Raw genomic sequence first — 18695 nt, forward strand, 5'->3', positions numbered from 1 at the left:
AATCAAAGAAAACTATTTAACAATGGCTACAGGTAAAATCAATGTTTCAGTAGAAAACATATTTCCCTTAATTAAAAAATTTCTATACAGTGATCATGAAATTTTTCTAAGAGAACTTATATCCAATGCTACTGATGCCACACTAAAGTTAAAGCACCTGACCTCTATTGGCGAAGCCAAAGTGGAATACGGAAATCCAATGATCGAAGTGAAGATTGACAAGGATAAAAAACGTATCCATATCACAGATCAAGGAATTGGAATGACCGAGGATGAAGTGAAAAAGTATATAAATGAAGTGGCTTTTTCTGGGGCGGAGGAGTTTTTGGACAAATACAAGGACGCAGAAAAGGATGCTGGTATTATAGGGCATTTTGGACTTGGCTTCTATTCTGCATTTATGGTTGCAGATAAGGTAGAGATCATCACAAAGAGTTTTAAGGACGAACCGGCTGTTCATTGGTCATGTGATGGATCTCCTAAATTTACCTTGAAAGAGGCAAAGAAAAAGGACCGGGGAACTGAAATTGTACTTCACGTTGCCGAAGATTCCACAGAATTTTTAGAAGATGGAAAAATCCGTGAATTGTTGAAAAAGTACAACAAATTCATGCCCATTCCCATAAAATTTGGCACAAAGACGGAGACACTTCCAAAATCAGAAGGAGCTAAAGAAGAAGATCCTGCACCCACTCAGGAAGTAGATGACATCATAAACAACCCTACACCAGCTTGGACAAAGCAACCAGCGGATTTAAAGGAGGTAGATTACAAAGAGTTTTATAGGGAACTCTACCCCATGCAGTTTGAAGAACCGTTGTTCAATATACATTTGAATGTGGATTACCCTTTTAACTTAACGGGTATCCTATATTTTCCAAAACTGACCAACGATCTTAATGTTCAAAAAGATAGAATCCAACTATACCAGAACCAGGTTTTTGTTACTGATAATGTTGAAGGTATTGTACCTGAGTTCTTGACCATGTTGCGCGGAGTTATCGACTCTCCTGACATTCCATTGAACGTTTCAAGATCTTACCTGCAGGCAGATGGGGCTGTAAAGAAAATATCATCTTACATCAGCAGAAAAGTTGCGGACAAGTTAAATTCCCTGTTCAAAAACAATCGTGAAGATTTTGAACAGAAATGGAACGACATTAAAGTGGTTATTGAATATGGTATGCTTTCCGAAGAGAAATTCTTTGAAAAAGCAGAAAAATTTGCACTCTACCCTACTGTAGATGAAAAATTCTTCACTTTTGAAGAACTGGAAGCTAAGATAAAGGACAATCAGACAGACAAGGATGATAAATTGGTGATTCTTTATGCTTCGGATAAAGAAGCACAGCACAGTTATATTGAAGCCGCCAGGACCAAAGGTTATGAAATACTTTTGATGGACTCTCCAATTATATCGCATTTAATGCAAAAACTGGAAACTTCTAAAGAAAATCTGTCTTTTGTCAGAGTAGATGCGGATCATTTGGATAATCTCATTAAAAAAGAGGACACAGCAATTTCCAAACTTTCAGATGAAGAGAAGGAAAAGTTAAAAGGTGAGCTTGAAGAAGTAATCAAGGAAAAAGGATACACCATTCAAATGGAATCCATGGACAGTTCTGCATCACCATTTATTATTACTGAACCAGAGTTCATGCGCAGAATGAAAGAAATGCAGCAAACTGGAGGTGGAGGAATGTTTGGCATGGGCAATATGCCGGAAATGTATAACCTCATCGTAAATACCAATCATGAATTGGTTAGCGAAATCCTTAACACAAAAACTGCTAAAAAGAGGGAAAGATTGATTAATCAATCCCTGGATTTGGCAAGATTGTCCAAAGGACTGTTGAAAGGTGAAGAATTGACCAATTTTATTGCACGTAGCTACGATATGATCAAATAAATCGAGATACACATTCTAAAAAAAGCCGCAATAGTATTGCGGTTTTTTTTATTGGTTTATAGCTGTCTTTCCATGAATCGTTTCAAGGTCATGATCTGGATACAAGAAAAAATGGCTAAAAGTACGCTTCCAATAACCACGGTATCGGAAAAATGGATTCCAGAGAAAAAATCAATGGAAATTGAATCGAATACTTTGTTCAAAATAGTCTCTTCTTCATTTACTCTGTCTCTTCCACTATAAAAGGACAATGCAAAAACCACTATTACGGAACAGACAACCAATGCCCAGCCTCTTTTGGTAATTAGTGGTCTATAAACAATCTGAGGTGATTGTATTTCTTTCTTCGGAAGTTTTGACAGTATTTGATGGGTAAAGTCATCTGATGGACTTTCCAGCCCAACCTCCTTGATCCCTTCTTCAATCCAATCTTCCAAGCTTGTTTTCTTATCTTTTCCCATAACACTTGATCGTTTCCGTAGTCATTTTTTTAGATAAAATTTCAGCCAAACGTTGCCGACTCCTGTACAAACGTACTTTTATCGCATTCTCTTTTATTTCCGTAATTTTTGAAATCTCCTTTAAAGATAGTTCTTCAAAATAAAAGAATACCATCAAGGCATTATCTTGGGGCGATAATTGCCGTAAAGCATCTTTAACGACCATTTTTCTATCTTCCAATTCAAAACCTCTTATTATTTCATCATCCAATGGTTCGTTGCTCTTTTCATAAGAGTCCATTGCAACCATTATTGAATTTCGATTGCTCTTTAAATGATCCAACGCCCTATTGTAAGCTATCCTATACAACCACGACGAGAACTTGGACTGTTTCTTGAACTTCCTTAAATTCTTATGGACATTCAGAAAAACATCTTGAGAAACCTCTTCAGCGTCCTCATGTCTTTTTACCATTCTAAAGGCAATAGTATAGACCATATGCTTATACTTTTCCACCAACTGTGCAAAAGCATCCACATTGCCATCCAATATAAGTTTAATAAGTCGTTGGTCTTGATTGGTGCTCATTCAGCATATAAGACGAAAGTTTTGTGCCAAGGGTTACATATTTTATAAATAATTGATCCTTATGTAACCTCAACAAGTTGGGTGTCGTCTTATTAAGTGTAATCAAAAAAAGTAAAAAAATGCCAGAATTAGTATTTATCTCCTTGTTTTTAATCATTTTCGGAATCTGCTACCTCTATTATTCTACCAGAAATAAAGAGCGTATGGCCCTTATTGACAAAGGTGCTGATGCCAGTATTTTTATTGGAGGGAAACGAGAAAGAAAAAAAGTTGCGCCCGTATGGAAAATTATCATTCTAAATTTATCCTTGTTACTTATGGGGATAGGTTTTGGAATAATTCTATCTACGCTATTAGTCGAGTATGTGGATTATAGGGACAACGGACCAATTTATGTAGGAACAACATTTCTATCAGCAGGCATAGGGCTCTTCATTGGTTTTTTTATGACCAAAAGGTTGTATAAGGAAGAAGAGTAAACAAGACTATTGGCTATTTAACATTGACCTCCTCTGAATTAAGAATCACAATCCCTTTAAAAGAATGAGATTAGTAATCATTTTCATATTCTTGTCAACGATCATCTCCTGCTCTTTTAGGGATAAGGTTGCGCCAATGAAACTAAACGGGCAATACTCCATTATTGGTTATGGTACTGCTCAAAATTTCTTGGAGGATTATGACAGTAGATATGAACTTATCTCAATTTTAAAGGAAAACCATTTTCAATTTGATTTTTCAGAAATTGATTCAACCGTCAGAATTGACAAAAGATTGGGTAACAAACTATTTGGAAGTTCCACTTTTAAATATAAATTGGGGCATAAAACCATTACTCTTATAAACCATGAAAGAAGTATTGAAATACCATATTGGAAAGTCAATGAAACAATAATGCTAAAAATCACTAGACATGGAATAATGCACTTTTCAATTACCTCTTACCATAATACGAAAAAGCATAATAAAAGATCTTAACCTCCTTTCTTTTATAGAACATAAAAACAACTATAAACCATCGCTATCTGCGATGGTTTATCTATTTTCATTGTATGGAAATAATAAGCACTAACATTGCCCGACCAACCAAAATACAATGGAATGGACAAGAATTGATTACAGGTATCTATAAACAACCTGTAAACCAACCCATTACTCTAGAAAGGGAAATTGTGGCCAATGATGTTATTGCAGATAGAAAGGTGCATGGAGGTGTTTACAAAGCCTGTTATCTTTTTTCAACGGACCACTATCCCTATTGGAAAGAAAAGTATCCTGATTTAGATTGGAATTGGGGCATGTTTGGCGAAAACCTTACTGTCGAAGGTTTGGATGAATCAAAACTACGTATAGGCAACATATATCGCTTAGGAACAGCTTTGGTTCAGGTTACACAACCAAGAGAACCTTGTTTTAAATTGGGAGTAAAGTTTGAGACACAAGATATTCTGAAACAATTTATAGACCATGGATTCCCAGGAACCTACGTCAGTGTTTTGGAGGAAGGAGAAGTAACAGTTGGAGATGTTCTAAAATTGGTCCAAGAATCTGAAAACACCTTGACCGTTCAACAATTTTATCGATTATTGTTTTCTAGAAAGAAAGATAAAGACATTGTAAAACTGGCCATTGACAATGAAGCTTTACCCCAATATAAAAGAGAGCGTTTAAAAAAAATTTTATAGCGGGCTTAATGGGACTGTTCTCAGAAAAAATAATCTTGTACCTACCCGATAGTGATATCACATATTATCCAAATTTCTTTGAAAATAGAGATGCGGACTCCTACTTCAAAACATTGAAAAGAGAAATTCCCTGGCAACAGGACAAAATAAAAATCTTTGGAAAGGTTTATGACCAACCAAGATTAACTGCACTTTATGGAAACAATGATAAAACCTATACATACTCAGGTATCACTATGCAGCCCCACGAGTTCACCCCAGAATTGTTGAGCATAAAAAAAATGGTTGAAAAAAAAGCGCAGACCAAATTCACTGCATGTCTTTTAAACTATTATCGAGATGGAAAGGACAGTAATGGTTGGCATGCCGATAATGAAAAAGAATTAGGGCAAAACCCAATTATAGCTTCCGTATCCTTGGGAGGTGAACGTTTTTTTCATTTACGGCATCAAAAAAATAAGAGCTTAAAACACAAAATACTATTGGAAAATGGTAGCCTATTGTTAATGCAAGGGGAAACACAGCACTTCTGGCATCATCAAATACCAAAAACCTCTAAAAATATTGGGGAACGAATTAATCTAACATTTCGGGTAATTATCTAACTAATCAAATAAGTCGTTCAACACTTTGGCCAGTCTTAGACCTCCTTTTTGCAGTTGTTGAAATAGGATATCATTATACTTATAGCTGTATTGATACCCAAGCTTTTCTCCAACCTCAGCAGACTCATAGATCTTACCACATAACTTATGAGACTCATCAACCCAATTATAAATGGTTCCTTCTTGTATTTTTTTGCGTTCTTTCCTTGAAACCTGATCTAGTTCATTGGCAAGTTCGGTATAAGTCATTCCATAAGAAAGAATCAAATTCTTATCCCAGACCCGATGTAAGTTGGTTCCCTCTCCAAACCACTGTAACTGAATATCGTTCCCTCCTTTATCTTCAGCCCTACTGGCATGCATAGGTTGATGCAAATCACCAATTAAATGAATCAGCATTTTAAGATAAAACACCCTATCCTCCCTGCTTCTATCCTTATCCTTAACAATCTGCGTGCATTCTTCAATAGCAGTTATCAAATCCCCATATTTGCTTTTGGGTGCATCCTCATAACGCATGTCCAAAGGATAATTGACATAATGCCAGGCTGAAAACTTTGAATATTTACGGTCTGCTTTGATCTCATCGGCAAAAGTTGAAACAAAAGCCAAACTATGCCCATCCAATAAATCCTTCAAAGCTCGCTTTGCTTTTCCTGTAAGATGGTTTTCCGCAATATGTCCAGTAACCCTATGGCCCGTTTTACCCCAATAATTGGTAAAACCCAATATTGGAAACAGTAAAAACAAGGCAATTATTTTCTTCATGATTGATGGTTTTTTCAAATGTAAAAAACTGAACATTAAATAAGCAGAAAAAACTCTTGGAATTGTGTTTTAGTAATCATTTGTTAAAAGTGCATGGGGTAAGTCGTTTTTTGGGATTTTTTTAACGAAGCTTACCCTTAAATTTGGGCAGCTAACTCAAATTATCCAATGTCAAGATTTTATTTTGTATTCGCTGCAGCGCTTACACCATTTCTATTTTTTGCCCAGTCTCAACCCAAAAGTTTTACTGTAAAATACATTTCTCAACCCATTAAGGTAGATGGGATTCTAGACGAATCTGTCTGGGAAACAGCAGACAGTGCACATAATTTCAATCAAAACTTTCCATCAGATTCTATTTTGGCAACTCAAAAAACAGATATTAAAATGCTGTTTGACGATACCACATTGTATATTGGAATTAGACAAGAAACCCAAGGAAAAGACTATATAACGCCTTCTTTAAGAAGAGATTATAGAGCAGGTGGCAGTGACAATATAAGTCTACTTTTTGACACCTTTAATGACGGGACCAATGCTTTTTTATTTGGCATCAATCCCTTAGGTGTGAGGCGAGAAGCCCTTATATCAGGAGGTGGTAGCGATAGGAATGGATTTACAACTTCTTGGGATGTAAAATGGCGAGGAGAATCCAAAATTCACGACAACTACTACATTTCAGAACTGGCCATTCCATTGACTTCTTTCAAATTTCGGGAAGGAGAAACCAAATGGCGATTCAACAGTTACAGGTTTGATATGCAGGCCAATGAACGTAGCACCTGGATAAGAATACCGCAAAACCAGTTCATCGTCAGTCTAGCCTTTATGGGAGATATGATTTTTGAAAGACCGTTGGGAAAATCAAGAACTCCACTTGCCATAATTCCTTACTTAAATGGATTTTCTGGAAAGGATTATGAAAATGATGATTCAAAAAATAATGTTAAGGTTGGGGGAGATGCAAAAATTGCCATAGGTAATGGTATGAACTTAGACATTACCGTAAATCCTGATTTCTCACAGGTGGAAGTTGATAATTTTATCACCAATCTCACCCGTTTTGAGGTTTCCCTGCCAGAAAGGCGTCAATTTTTTATTGACAACAGTGATCTATTTGGAAATTTTGGAGGACGTAGGGATTCCAATCCATTCTTTTCAAGGAGAATAGGGATTGCCAAGGACAAGGATGATAATACTATAGAAAACAGAATTATTGGCGGGGTACGTTTAAGTGGAAAGCTCAACAATAACCTACGCCTTGGTTTTTTAAGTATTCAAACAGAGGAAGATGCCGAAAACGAAATAGCCTCCAATAACAATATGATGCTGACCTTACAGCAAAAAGTATTCTCTAGATCCAACATTGGTATGTTCTTTATTAATAGACAAACTTTTGACTCTCCAGATTTTTTGGATGAAAGTGAAGAATATAACAGAGTGGTTGGAATGGATTATAATTTAGCATCTGCTGACAATGTATGGAGAGGTAAAATATATGGGCATAAATCCTTTCAACCAGATGATAGCGAGGGCAATTATTCAACCGGTGCATTCTTGGCCTATAACTCCAAGAATTATGGAGGATTTGTAGATGCCGTTTATGTTGATGAGGAATTTCAATCTGATTTAGGTTTTATTCCAAGAAAAGATATTTTTAAGGTTGCGGGAAGTGTAAACCGTAATTTTTGGCCTAAAAGTCAGGATAGCAAAATAAACAACCATGGTTTTGAAATCTTCTCCATATTTACCTGGAGACCAAATTTGGAGTACCAGAACACAGACCATATGATCAATGTTGAATGGGGGGCGGAGTTCAACAATCTATCAGAACTGGAAGCCTCCTATACCAACAATTTCATTTTTTTAACAGATGAGTTTGAACCTACCGGTAAAGATGATGCAGTAGCTTTACCCGCCAACACTGGATATTATTTTAACGTATTTGAACTGGAGTATAGATCTGATCGCAGAAAAGCCTTTTCATACAGTCTTGAACCTTCATATGGTGGTTTTTTCAATGGAACCAGATATTCTTTGGAAGCTGATCTGAACCTTAGGTTTCAGCCTAAGATAAATATGTCGCTAGGTCTTAATTATGACCATATTAATTTGCCATCTCCTCACTCCAGAGCAGACATTTGGTTAGTTGCTCCGCGAGTGGATATCACTTTTAGCAAATCTGTATTTTGGTCCACTTTGGTACAATATAGCAACCAGAGGGACAATTTAGGTTTCAATTCGCGATTGCAATGGCGTTTTGCTCCACTTTCCGACCTCTTTTTGGTCTATAACGACAATTATTTTGTAAATTCTTTTATGCCAAGGAATAGGTCCATTAACCTAAAACTAACCTACTGGCTAAATATCTAAAATGAATTTTAAAATTCTTTGTTCCGATTTGGACGGCACCCTGCTTTCCACAAAAAACGATGTGTCTGAATTCACCATTTCCGAAATACATCGTATTAAAGAGCAAATGCGGATTATTTTGGTTTCGGCAAGAATGCCAAAGTCCATGGTATACCTTCAAAAAAGGATGGGGATAGAACAAAACCCCATCATTTGTTACAACGGTGCATTGGTACAGAAAGAAGGCTTACAACTAAGTTCTTCAATGATTCCCATTGAACTAACAATTTACTTAAATACTATCTGCCAAACCGATAATATCAAACTTGGACTTTACCATAAAAATGAATGGTGTGTTGACCAAACTTCTGAGAGGGTACAAAAGGAAATTTTCCACACCAAAGCAGAGCCAATTCTTGAAACTACCAGTAAAACTTTGGAAAGATGGGAGAGAAACAATATTGGTCCCCATAAAATAATGCTAATGGGCACCAAAAGTACAATGGATGCCATTGCTCCTATGTTGGAAAGCAATTTCTCTTCCAAAGTAAATTGTTATCGTTCCAACGACACGCTTATTGAAATAGCTCCAAAATCCGTTTCAAAACTTTTGGCCATTAAATCCCTATTACTACCCAACGAATCTCTGGATAACGTAATTGCTTTTGGAGATAATTACAATGATGTTGAAATGTTACAGCATGTAGGCTATGGTGTAGCCGTTGAAAATGGAAGAAAAGAGGCCAAAGAAGCTGCAAAAAAGGTAACGCTTAGCAACAAAGATCATGGAGTAGCACAATTTATCAAAGACCATCTTTGATTTTCCTATATTTGAAAATACTGCTATAATAATTCTATGGACCAACTACCATTCACCGAAGATACCGTAATCTTTGGTCTACTCTGTCTCTGTTTAGGTTTTGTATTTTATACTTCTTCTTTTAAAACCGGTTTTTGGAAGAAATTCTATGGAATTGTTCCCACAGTTTTGATGTGCTATCTGTTACCGGCTATTCTGGCAAGTACGGGAATTGTAGATGAGAGCAAATCCCAAACGTATTATATCGCCAGTAGATATCTATTACCAGCAGCTCTTATTTTAATGACTTTGAGCATAGACTTAAAAGCTATAGCCAATTTAGGTTCCAAAGCTTTGATCATGTTCCTTACAGGAACGGCGGGTATTGTTATTGGCGGACCATTGGCTATTTTGATTGTGTCCATTTTTTCACCAGAAACTGTCGGTGGAAACGATTTTGATGCTGTTTGGAGAGGTTTGGCAACCATAGCCGGTAGTTGGATCGGTGGAGGTGCCAATCAGGCAGCAATGTTGGAAGTTTTTCAATACAACCAAGAAAAATACGGAGGTATGGTACTGATAGATATTGTTGTAGCTAACTTATGGATGGCCATACTGTTATTGGGAATTGGAAAAACCAAAAAGATTGATAAATGGTTACAAGCTGATACTTCCTCCATTGAAAAATTAAAGGAAAAAGTATCTACCTATACCGCAAAAATAGCTAGGGTAACATCCATCCATGATTTAATGATGATGTTGTTATATGCTTTTGCAGGAGTGGGCATTGCACATTTTTTAGGGCATCATTTTGCCGGATTTTTGGAAGATAACTTTGAAGTTATCCGAAACAAAGAAAAAATTCTATCCTCTCTAGGGTCCAAATTCCTTTGGATGGTGGTCTTTGCAACAGCCATTGGTATTGGATTGTCCTTTACCAAGGCCAAAAATTATGAAGGAGCTGGAGCCAGCAAGATTGGTGGAATGTTCATTTATATTTTGGTTGCCACCATTGGAATGAAAATGGATTTGGGTAAGGTTATGGAAAACCCAGGTCTAATTGCCATTGGTTTGGTCTGGATTTTCATTCATGCCGGGCTTTTAATCCTTGTTGCCAAACTCATAAAAGCTCCCTACTTTTTCTTGGCTGTGGGAAGTCAGGCCAATGTAGGTGGGGCAGCTTCTGCACCAGTGGTAGCCGCAGAATTCCATCCTTCATTGACTTCTGTAGGTATTCTTCTAGCCGTTTTTGGCTATGTGGTGGGCACTGCCGGGGCTTACTTATGTGCTCTTTTAATGGAGGTTGCCTCAAAAGTTTAGTTTTTAAAAGCCTCAAATCAAATGGATTGAGCGATTCGTCAATCCATAACAAGCATTTGTTAAACAGTCACTTACAATATAGTTGACCAAGCCTATCTTCACGCTATTAATTCATGGGGATTTGATATTTCATGGACAATCTCCATCGCTTAATACTATCAAGTGGCTGGTGTTGTAGTTTACTGGAAGAATAGAAAAAAACTTTGCTTGTCCTGTATAGGTATACTCACACTAATTTACATCACTTTTTCAAATTATTATTCCAATAACGGGCACTCTCAAAACAATGATATCATCCAAAAGGGAATATTGTTAATTGATCAAGGTAACTATGTAGGTGCTGAAAAACATCTTGAAACCAGCTTAGAAACCTTTCCAAGTGATAATGAATTACATATTAACCTAGGCATTGTAAAAAACTTACTGGGCAAAACAAAAAAAGCGGAACATCATTATAGAACTGCATGTAGATTGGAAAAGAGCAAATCATCTAGTTTGTGTGCTTATGCCAACTTCTTGGCGCTACATAAAAGATATGACGAAGCTGAAAGGCTTCTGGTAAGATCCATTGCAATTTCACCAAAGTCAAAAGACCCATATCTCTTTTTAATGGAAGTATATCACCGAGAGGAAAACTGGAAACAGCTTTCGGAACTTGCAAGAAAGGTACTTACGAACAACAGTTCTGATTTGTATGCTAAAAAATACTTGGAAATCTCATCCAACAAAACCTCCATACTTTCCATTTTTGAAGAAGAAGCCAGAACAACACCTAATGCACAAAATTATTTGAAATTGAGCAAAGAATATTATTATGAGAATCTCTTCGCCCAATCTTTTCATGCTGTCCAACAGGCACTGAAACTTGAGGAACAATATACCCAAGCGCACTACCAAATGGCATTGATATACGAAAAACTAGGAAATACCAAATGTGCAAAAGCTTCTTATAGAAAAGCAACAATTCCTAATACTAATTTACTTTTAGCAACAAATAAGCAGAGAGAATTAAACCCTGATTCTTAGCCCGTTCAATATTATTTCAGTATTCTTTCTTTAAATTATCTCCATCTCTTTAGTCTACAGCTAAGGTATTTCAATAAATATTTTGATATTTGCCTCGCTAAATTTTTAAAATGAAGAGGATTCTATTTGTATTGGTATTTGGTATTGCCTTTTTGTCTTGTGAAAAAAAGACCGAAAGCACGATGACTGTTTCTGGTAATATTAAAGGTCTGAAAAAAGGAACGCTTTTTTTGCAACATTTCCAAGATTCTACTTTGGTAGCATTGGATTCTTTGGAGATTGAAGGAAACGGTGCATTCTCTTTTTCGCAAGAGGTTAAAACTCCTGAGCTATTCTACCTCTATCTCAAGAAGGAGGATAACAACGATATCAATGACCGAATTCCATTTTTTGGAGAGTCAGGGGAGATAATAATAAACACCTCTTGGAATACTTTTGATATGGGCCCTGAAATTTATGGATCAAAATCCCATGAAAAGTTCCAGGAGTTCAATGATATGATGACCAATTTTAATCTTCGCGAACTAACGCTTATCCAAAAAAGTGGATTGCCCAAGTTTCAGGAAGATTCGTTGGCTTTGGATTCCATTCAAAACCTGGTAAATCAAAATATAGTGGGTAAATACCGGTATACGCTCAATTTTGGTCTAAACAATGGTGATTCTTATGTAACACCCTACATCATGTTGACATCAGCTTTAGAAGCCAATCCAAAGTATTTAGATTCTGTGTACAAAGTATTAACGCCCAAAGTGGCATCTTCCAAATACGGAGAAGAATTTAAAAGATTTTTGGATAAGTAAAAACCTGGTTAACTTCCAAGTTTATTTAGTTCTTCTACCAATTCAGTAGCTTTTTCCTCTAACTGCGCACGAATATCCTTAAAGTGTGCCTTGTTATTGTCCACGTCTTTTTGGTGAATTTTATCCATGAGGTCATCAAACACCGCAATGGCCTTATCAATAATAATTGTTCCTTCTTCGGAATCCCTATTATTGGAACCAGCTTCCCATAGATAAACTGCTTCAATGATATCTCCCAAAACAAAATTGACATCCTTCTTTAAATCACGAATACTTGCCATACTACTGTTTTTTCAAATGTACTATTAAATGGTTACTTCTAAAAGTTTAGCTCCCTTGGTATCAATATGGATTGACTTGCTTTCCGCCGCAACGAGTAGTGTCTCTCCTTTTTTTATTGATACAGAACCCCAATCGTTGGTAATCTCAGCCTCTCCTCCAACACACATATAAATGGTAAAAGAATCCCTTTCAGAAACATCTTGATCCAGATTATCATTAAGTTCCAAGAAATTGGTCTTAAAATAAGGGCAATCCACCATTTCGTTTACTGCATCCTGCTTATTGGAATAGTTTACTTTAAAATCATCCTTTTTAGAATAATCAATGGCATCCATAGCCAAATCTGTATGTAACTCACGTAGATTCCCATTTTTATCCCTTCGGTTAAAGTCAAATACTCTATAGGTAACATCAGATGTTTGTTGAATCTCAGCCAACAGCACTCCTGCTCCAATAGCGTGAATTTTACCGGTATTTATAAAAAAGGTGTCCCCTTCCGTTACTTCTTCATAATTCATCAAATCCAGAAGGGTATCATTCTCAAGGCTTTCTACATACTCTTCTTTTTCTACATCTTTATTGAACCCCACAATGAGTTTGGCACCGGGGTCTGCATCCATTACATACCACATTTCCGTTTTGCCAAATGAATCGTGCCTTTTTTTGGCCAGTTCATCATTAGGGTGTAATTGAATGGATAAATCCTGTTTAGCGTCTATAAACTTTATAAGGATTGGAAAATCCTTTCCAAATCGTTCCACAACACTTTTACCCAACAACTCTTCAGCTCTTTCATTAATCAAAGCCTGTAAAGATGTTCCACTAAAAACGCCATTGGAAACTTCTGAAATATCTCCACGAACCCCGGAAAGTTCCCAACTTTCACCAGTGATATCGCTTTCTATGGGTTTCCGTAATACATCTTTAAGTTTAGTTCCTCCCCAAAGACGTTCTTTAAGAATTGGGGTAAATTTTAAGGGGTATAATGCCATTTTATCCTGAATAAGTTACAAAGTTACGAGGTGTTTCATAAAGTATCACCTCTAATTTCTTGGTTTCTTCTATGTGGGGTCTAAGTTTATTCCAAATGACTACTGCAATGTTCTCTGCTGTTGGATTCAAATTTTTAAACTCAGGAACATCTGCATTAAGATTTTTATGATCCAGCGATTCCTCTACATGCATTCTAATCAAATCCTTAAGTACTTTCAAATCTATAACAAAGCCGGTTTCTTGATCAATCTCCCCTTCTACACTAACAATAAGTTCATAATTGTGTCCATGATACCTTGGGTTGTTACATTTACCGAAAACAGCATTGTTCTTTTCTGGACTCCAATCCGGTCTATGTAATCTATGGGCGGCATTAAAGCTCGCCTTTCTGCTGACCTTAACCTTCATCTTGATTGGCGTTATCCATTAAATGATTGTAGAAACGTTCAAAGATTATTTTGAACCATACTGTATATTGTCCAGGGTTAGCGGCGATGTCTTCCTTTATGGCTGATGGACACATCCATTTCCAATCTTCAACTTCTTCAGGATTTATTGATGGATTCCCATTGTAGTGCCCAATCATCACATGATCTAACTCATGCTCCGTAAGTCCATTATCAAATGGAGCTTTATAAATAAAGGAAAACAATTCTTTAAGTTCAGTTTGAAAACCCATTTCTTCCAAAAGTCGACGCTTGCCAGCTTCTATATTGGTTTCTCCATCTCGTTGGTGACTACAGCAAGTATTGGTCCAAAGCAATGGTGAATGATATTTATCCCCAGCTCGTTGTTGAAGCATGGTCTCTCCATGATCATTCATAATAAAAACAGAAAAAGCCCTATGCAGAACCGCTTTTTCATGGGCTTCCATTTTAGGCATCAAACCAATGGGCTCATCGGCTTGATTGACCAATATCACATTTTCCTCTTTCATAGGGTAAAAATATGACGTTTGTCAAGAAATATCCAGATACAGTCCTTAAAATGTTACTAAAACTGTTGAATTCTAAAAGAAGCGCGGGGATTTAAGGTTGCCAAGATTTTTAATAAAATCATATCGGAGAATTACTTCAAAGGATCCATCATTGAAGGTCGCCGCCCCTAAATCCGTGATTTCACGATCATAGGCTACACCAATAAAAAACTCATCGGATATCCTGAAACCAAAAAGACCGCTGAAAGCTGCATCCCATCGATACGCCAATCCGCCAATAAACTTTTCATTCAACATAAAATTGGCAGACAAATCTACTTGTACTGGTGCTCCTTTGACCGCTTTGGTCAAAAGTGTTGGTTTAAACTTCAAAAAAGGATTTAAATCCCATACATATCCCGTAATCAAATATAAGTTTACTTGTTCCGTGGCGGTAGAAATAGAAGCCTCATCAAAATGAGTGGTTTCCAGCAACCTAGGTGCAGAGACTCCAGCATAAAAACGTTCTGTATGATAATAAATTCCTGCTCCAACATTTGGAGAGAATTTATTTCTGATATCCTGTTGTGATTGCAATTGAGGGTCAATCTCAAACTCGTCCAATTCTGAATATCTAATATCCAACATATGGGCACTACCCTTAAGTCCAAAACTTAATTTAGCATCTAATGACGTTTGAATGGTATAGGAGAAATCCACATCAAAATAGGTTTCCGAAGTAGGACCTATTTTATCATTGACCACAGAAACCCCTACACCTACTCCTCTATAGCCCATTGGCGTATGGAGATTAAGGGTCTGTGTTTCTGGCGCACCATCCAACCCTAACCACTGGTTACGATAAAGGGCTGCAATGCTCAAGTGTCCTCTAGAACCTGCATAGGCCGGGTTAACACTAACTGTATTGTACATATATTGCGTGTATTGGGCATCTTGTTGACCATAAACACAGCCCATAATACCAAATACACATACAAAAAGTTGCTGTAGTATTCTTTTCTTAAATGTTTTGTTCTCCACAGTAATCATCTCTTTTATCTATTGATATATAGGTAACCAGAAAGTTGTTTCATATTTCCATTTAAATCTTCATAATCTATAATATAGAAATACGTGCCAACAGGAAGCTTATTGTCCTTATCTACCGTTACCCTTCCTTCGGAAGTGCCATCAAAAACATTTCCAGTTGTGTTGTATGCCTTGGTTGCGTAAACCTGCACACCCCATCTGTTATAAATTTTTACTGTGTTGTTTGGATAATCTTCTAGGTTATTTATGGTGAGTACATCATGTATACCATCACCGTTAGGTGTTATTACGTTTATTACATCTACTGGATCTACTTGTGTTGGCCCAAGATCTGGATCTAGATAATTGGGTATGCCATCTTCATCTGAGTCATCATTTGCATAGTTACCATCTTCATCCAAATCTTCATCTATGGTTTCAATACCATCGTCATCGTCATCAGTATCCCTATAGTCAGGGACATCATCTGAATCTGTATCCAACAAACTTGTACTTGGGTCATCTATTTCATCATTGACATCCACATCAAGAACGGTACTTCCTTCGTAGCCGTCATCCAGACCATCGTCATCTTTATCAGATCCAGTGAATACTGCATCTGCCACTCCATCTTGATTTTGATCATGGCCTTCTATACGATCTGGCACATTATCATTATCGCTATCATCATCAACATAATCTGGCAATCCATCAGCTTCTGAGTCAACTGGAATCAAACCAGTATTCCCTCCAGTTTCATATGCATCATCTAAACCATTATCATTGGCATCTACTAGACTAGGTGCTATATAACCAATTGTTGGTTGTGCTTCAACATTATCTGGTATTCCATCATCATCACTATCAATGTCTAAATAATCTGGTATTCCATCTCTATCTGTATCCGTTGGATCAGTGGTTGGATCATTATCATTATCGGTGTTGAGGTCTTCAAAGGCATCTACAATACCGTCATTATCACTATCCAAGTTAATCCCTGGTGGATTAACCATCACCGTGACTGTTCCTGTACTACAGTTTCCACTTCCATCGCAAATCGTGTAATCAAATGTATCTGTACCCAAGAAACCTGGGTTTGGCGTATATGTTATAGAATCGTCAGATGGGTCTATTGGAGTACCACTATTATTAATGATCACAACTCCATTGGTTGGACTAGTCGCAGTTAATGTACCAGAAGTGGGCACATCATTATCATTAGCTAAAATATCAATATTAAGCGCAATGTCTAGTTCCGTGACTGCTGAATCGTCAATTGCATCAACAATTGGAATTACATCTACTGTTACCGTTGCAGAACTACAAGCTCCACCTGAAGTACATACGGTGTAATCAAAAGTGTCAGTCCCATTGAAATCAGAATCTGGTGTATAGGTCACTATATCATCAGTTGGGTCATTAACCGTACCATTGGTATTAATTGAAACCGTTCCGTTAGAAGGGTTTGTTGTAGTTAAAATACCATCCGTAACCACATCTGTATCATTGGCAAAAATGGGTACAATAACTGAATCATCTTCGTTGACAGCTATTAAATCATCTACCAAGATCCCAGCTTGACTCATACATACCACTGTAAAACGAGGAAGTTCACTACTGTTTCCTACTTTGGTAATTGTAGCTATATATCTTTCCACATTTATAGTGCTTGTTACGGTAGGTCGAGTTTGATCTCCGGTCAATGGAGGACTCCAACTTACTGCTGCTCCAGAGGAAATACTCTCAGAGATGTCTAAGGTTACTTCATTCTCAGGAGCTGTGCACTCCGTTAATATGAAATAACCAGTTGCATTGGATCCACAAAGTGTGCCATCATAGGTGGCAAAATATACGCCCGGTTGAGTAGCTTCATAAAAGGAATTGGTGCCGAGAACCGTTCCCAAATCCGAAGCCTCAAACCATTGATAATTACTTTCGTCTCCACCGCTAGGTGCTTGAAGTAAAAATTGTGCATTCGAAAAGTTAATCCCAAAAAACAGGATAAATATTCCTAAAGATAAAGACTTATGTAAGTTGTTTAATTTCAAAATCTTTTCTAGTCTTTATTGTTATTTTACCACAAATACTACGTTGATCAACGAGTTGTAATCTGTTGGCACCGCATCCACTGTGAAATTCATGATTCCTGCATCACTTACAGTAACTCCGGAAAAAACACTTGTATCGTAATATGTTATATAGTAATGCAATTCACCTGCCAAATAGGTAGGAATGGCAGCGGGTGCTGATGGACTTTTTACTGCTGGAGTACCATATTGTGCTACATACTGACTATAAAGATTGATAGGCGTCCCTGGCCCTACAGTTGAAGCATCCACCGCTATAGATGGAGGATAGAAAATCCTTCCTGATTTGGCGGTAACTTTTGTAATATCTGCCATAGCCGCATCAACGGTAGCTTCAGAAGTTCCATCTCCATCTACATCAATATCTGTCATTTCAAAAGAAGCTCCTCCATCAGTTCCCACAATAAGTTCATTGGCTGTATTAGTAGCGCTTACTACATTGGCAGTTTCGGCTGCTCCACCATCTTCATCAGTATAACTGATTACACCAGTAGTTGTGTTTTGAGATAATGATGTTACCGTTTCATTTATATCCACAGGAGTAATACCAGTTTCAGAAATTGTAGCAATACGATTACCTGTAACCGTATTGGTTACACTAACATCATCATCTGCAAGACTATCAACATAGTTCTTCGTGGCGGCGTCCTGTGCATTGGTAGGGTCGGCCAGGTTCGTAATGGCGTTGTTCCCTGCACTGGCATCCTCGCCGATAACGTCCTCAAGGTCCTGGATCTCGTTGTTAGGATCCGAATCAGCATCGTCCACACTGAGGTTGTCAACATAGTTCTTTGTCGCGGCGTCCTGTGCATTGGTAGGGTCGGCCAAGTTCGTAATGGCGTTGTTCCCTGCACTGGCGTCCTCGCCGATAACGTCCTCAAGGTCCTGGATCTCGTTGTTAGGGTCCGAATCAGCATCGTCCACACTGAGGTTGTCAACATAGTTCTTTGTCGCGGCGTCCTGTGCATTGGTAGGGTCGGCCAGGTTCGTAATGGCGTTGTTCCCTGCACTGGCATCCTCGCCGATAACGTCCTCAAGGTCCTGGATCTCGTTGTTAGGGTCCGAATCAGCATCGTCCACACTGAGGTTGTC

20 protein-coding genes are annotated in these 18695 nt (G+C 37.5%); 10 read left to right on the forward strand and 10 right to left on the reverse strand.

Annotation, left to right across the window (positions count from 1 at the left end):
• Positions 1 to 22: 22 nt before the first annotated feature.
• A complete protein-coding gene (gene htpG, locus CRO15_RS19435; protein WP_097047543.1) occupies positions 23 to 1909 on the forward strand; it encodes a molecular chaperone HtpG in 1887 nt (628 codons plus the stop codon).
• A 56-nt stretch (positions 1910 to 1965) separates the two neighbouring features.
• Here htpG and CRO15_RS19440 read toward each other — a convergent pair whose 3' ends face one another.
• Both CRO15_RS19440 and CRO15_RS19445 read right to left on the reverse strand, forming a co-directional pair.
• Positions 1966 to 2370 carry a hypothetical protein gene (locus CRO15_RS19440; protein ID WP_097047516.1) on the reverse strand — a complete coding sequence of 135 codons (405 nt, stop codon included), beginning with the start codon at positions 2368 to 2370 and terminating at the stop codon, positions 1966 to 1968.
• Positions 2357 to 2938 (reverse strand): RNA polymerase sigma factor, encoded by a 582-nt coding sequence (locus CRO15_RS19445; RefSeq protein WP_097047517.1) that lies wholly within the window; start codon positions 2936 to 2938, stop codon positions 2357 to 2359. The genes CRO15_RS19440 and CRO15_RS19445 overlap by 14 nt, the downstream gene beginning before the upstream one ends.
• 119 nt (positions 2939 to 3057) lie before the next feature.
• Here CRO15_RS19445 and CRO15_RS19450 point away from each other — a divergent pair, with 119 nt between their 5' ends.
• The 4 genes from CRO15_RS19450 to CRO15_RS19465 all read left to right on the forward strand — a co-directional run bounded on the left by CRO15_RS19450 (position 3058) and on the right by CRO15_RS19465 (position 5228).
• The gene (locus CRO15_RS19450; protein ID WP_097047518.1) at positions 3058 to 3417 is read left to right on the forward strand and encodes a DUF6249 domain-containing protein; all 360 of its coding nucleotides are present in this window, start codon (positions 3058 to 3060) and stop codon (positions 3415 to 3417) included.
• A gap of 64 nt (positions 3418 to 3481) precedes the next feature.
• Entirely contained in the window at positions 3482 to 3916 is a 435-nt protein-coding gene (locus CRO15_RS19455) for a hypothetical protein (protein ID WP_133067298.1), read from the forward strand.
• 74 nt (positions 3917 to 3990) lie between these two features.
• Positions 3991 to 4623, forward strand: a complete 633-nt coding sequence (locus tag CRO15_RS19460) for an MOSC domain-containing protein (protein WP_097047520.1) — start codon at positions 3991 to 3993, stop codon at positions 4621 to 4623.
• Positions 4624 to 4631: 8 nt separating this feature from the next.
• Positions 4632 to 5228 carry an alpha-ketoglutarate-dependent dioxygenase AlkB family protein gene (locus CRO15_RS19465; protein WP_097047521.1) on the forward strand — a complete coding sequence of 199 codons (597 nt, stop codon included), beginning with the start codon at positions 4632 to 4634 and terminating at the stop codon, positions 5226 to 5228.
• Here CRO15_RS19465 and CRO15_RS19470 read toward each other — a convergent pair whose 3' ends face one another.
• Positions 5229 to 5996 carry a S1/P1 nuclease gene (locus CRO15_RS19470; protein WP_097047544.1) on the reverse strand — a complete coding sequence of 256 codons (768 nt, stop codon included), beginning with the start codon at positions 5994 to 5996 and terminating at the stop codon, positions 5229 to 5231.
• A 168-nt stretch (positions 5997 to 6164) separates the two neighbouring features.
• On the opposite strand from CRO15_RS19470, the gene CRO15_RS19475 reads away from it, so the two are divergent.
• The 5 genes from CRO15_RS19475 to CRO15_RS19495 all read left to right on the forward strand — a co-directional run bounded on the left by CRO15_RS19475 (position 6165) and on the right by CRO15_RS19495 (position 12296).
• Entirely contained in the window at positions 6165 to 8369 is a 2205-nt protein-coding gene (locus tag CRO15_RS19475; protein ID WP_097047522.1) for a DUF5916 domain-containing protein, read from the forward strand.
• Position 8370: 1 nt separating this feature from the next.
• Positions 8371 to 9168 (forward strand): Cof-type HAD-IIB family hydrolase, encoded by a 798-nt coding sequence (locus CRO15_RS19480; RefSeq protein WP_097047523.1) that lies wholly within the window; start codon positions 8371 to 8373, stop codon positions 9166 to 9168.
• A gap of 36 nt (positions 9169 to 9204) precedes the next feature.
• Complete coding sequence (locus CRO15_RS19485; protein ID WP_097047524.1) at positions 9205 to 10467, forward strand: DUF819 family protein; 1263 nt, start codon at positions 9205 to 9207, stop codon at positions 10465 to 10467.
• A gap of 207 nt (positions 10468 to 10674) precedes the next feature.
• Complete coding sequence (locus CRO15_RS19490; RefSeq protein WP_165770009.1) at positions 10675 to 11493, forward strand: tetratricopeptide repeat protein; 819 nt, start codon at positions 10675 to 10677, stop codon at positions 11491 to 11493.
• A gap of 110 nt (positions 11494 to 11603) precedes the next feature.
• Positions 11604 to 12296 (forward strand): DUF4369 domain-containing protein, encoded by a 693-nt coding sequence (locus tag CRO15_RS19495; protein ID WP_097047526.1) that lies wholly within the window; start codon positions 11604 to 11606, stop codon positions 12294 to 12296.
• Positions 12297 to 12304: 8 nt separating this feature from the next.
• Here the strand turns inward: CRO15_RS19495 and CRO15_RS19500 are convergent, their stop codons facing one another.
• From CRO15_RS19500 to CRO15_RS19830, 7 genes are all read right to left on the reverse strand, one after another.
• Positions 12305 to 12577: a hypothetical protein gene (locus CRO15_RS19500; protein WP_097047527.1), complete on the reverse strand. Its 273-nt coding sequence runs from the start codon at positions 12575 to 12577 to the stop codon at positions 12305 to 12307.
• Positions 12578 to 12601: 24 nt separating this feature from the next.
• Positions 12602 to 13570: a type I phosphomannose isomerase catalytic subunit gene (locus CRO15_RS19505; RefSeq protein WP_097047528.1), complete on the reverse strand. Its 969-nt coding sequence runs from the start codon at positions 13568 to 13570 to the stop codon at positions 12602 to 12604.
• Position 13571: 1 nt separating this feature from the next.
• Positions 13572 to 13979: a 6-pyruvoyl trahydropterin synthase family protein gene (locus tag CRO15_RS19510; RefSeq protein ID WP_097047529.1), complete on the reverse strand. Its 408-nt coding sequence runs from the start codon at positions 13977 to 13979 to the stop codon at positions 13572 to 13574.
• A complete protein-coding gene (idi, locus tag CRO15_RS19515) occupies positions 13969 to 14508 on the reverse strand; it encodes an isopentenyl-diphosphate Delta-isomerase (protein ID WP_097047530.1) in 540 nt (179 codons plus the stop codon). The genes CRO15_RS19510 and idi overlap by 11 nt, the downstream gene beginning before the upstream one ends.
• Before the next feature lie 72 nt (positions 14509 to 14580).
• Positions 14581 to 15537: a PorP/SprF family type IX secretion system membrane protein gene (locus CRO15_RS19520; RefSeq protein WP_097047531.1), complete on the reverse strand. Its 957-nt coding sequence runs from the start codon at positions 15535 to 15537 to the stop codon at positions 14581 to 14583.
• 5 nt (positions 15538 to 15542) lie between these two features.
• Positions 15543 to 17564 (reverse strand): Ig-like domain-containing protein, encoded by a 2022-nt coding sequence (locus CRO15_RS19525; protein ID WP_097047532.1) that lies wholly within the window; start codon positions 17562 to 17564, stop codon positions 15543 to 15545.
• Between the two features lie 21 nt (positions 17565 to 17585).
• Positions 17586 to 18695: hypothetical protein (locus CRO15_RS19830; protein WP_097047533.1), on the reverse strand; the 1110-nt coding region annotated here is incomplete at its 5' end.

It is taken from the genome of Flagellimonas pacifica, assembly GCF_900215465.1.
GTDB lineage: Bacteria > Bacteroidota > Bacteroidia > Flavobacteriales > Flavobacteriaceae > Flagellimonas > Flagellimonas pacifica.